Genomic DNA, 889 nt, shown 5'->3' with positions numbered 1-889 from the left:
CTAGGGTCTGTTGATCTTTGCTGTATAGATTTTGTTCAGCAGTACATAGGCAGCCACATTATAGCAAACGCCAGTGATACCATACTGGCGTAATTTCTTGCTAACTTATCATATCTCGTTGATATTGCTCGGAAGTGTTTAATCCTCGCGAAAGCGTTTTCAACCAAATGCCGATACTTATAGAGGCACCAATCCATGCTTTCTTTATCAATATCTTGCCCATAATTTCGTTTCGGTATAATGGTTTTGCCACCTTTAGAGTCAACGTATGCCCTTAAAGCTTCGCTGTCATAGCCTTTATCTGCGATAAATACGTTCACCTCTTTAAGGTGATCAATGAGACTCACAGCACGAGCAATATCATTCCTCTGGCCCTCTGATAGCTCGAAATAAATTGGTAATCCACCACTATCCACGGCCAAATGGATTTTTGTTGAATTACCGCCGCGACTCTTTCCTATACACTCACTATCTTGCGTCGCTGCTCCTGCGCTATGCTGATGAGCTTTGACTATTGAACCATCAGCAAACACCCAATCATAGTCTGCATTTCTTGATAACTCGTTGAATAATATATCTAACAGGCCTTTTTTAGACCACAGGTTAAAACGGCGATACACTGCGCTCCAATCACCAAACTCTTTTGGTAGATCGCGCCATGGGATACCTGTTCGCAATCGAAAAAGAATACCTTCAAAGGTCATTCTATGTTCAGGCTTGTTATAAATGCGGCCAGAGCTCATCATCACTTGAAGTAGCTTTTCCCACCGCTGATCAGTTAGCATTAGTCTCGGCATGGTATTGGATTATAGTTTTACTTTTGGCGAAGCAAATTATAACCCTTTACCATGCTGCTCAAAAATCCATCGCGAAAGATCAACACGCCCTA

The 889-nt window shown here is 42.1% G+C and carries 1 protein-coding gene; it reads right to left on the bottom strand.

The genetic code is table 11. From position 1 onward, the window contains the following. Nucleotides 1-35 precede the first annotated feature (35 nt). Nucleotides 36-797: an IS5 family transposase gene (locus K1M91_RS21205; protein WP_232804250.1), complete on the bottom strand. Its 762-nt coding sequence runs from the start codon at nucleotides 795-797 to the stop codon at nucleotides 36-38. Between the last annotated feature and the right edge of the window lie 92 nt (nucleotides 798-889).

The organism is Motilimonas sp. E26, from assembly GCF_021278025.1.
Lineage (GTDB): Bacteria > Pseudomonadota > Gammaproteobacteria > Enterobacterales > CBDFNC01 > Motilimonas.
Note: the sequence above shows the minus strand (reverse complement) of the source record. Positions and strands in the feature narration are given on the sequence as shown.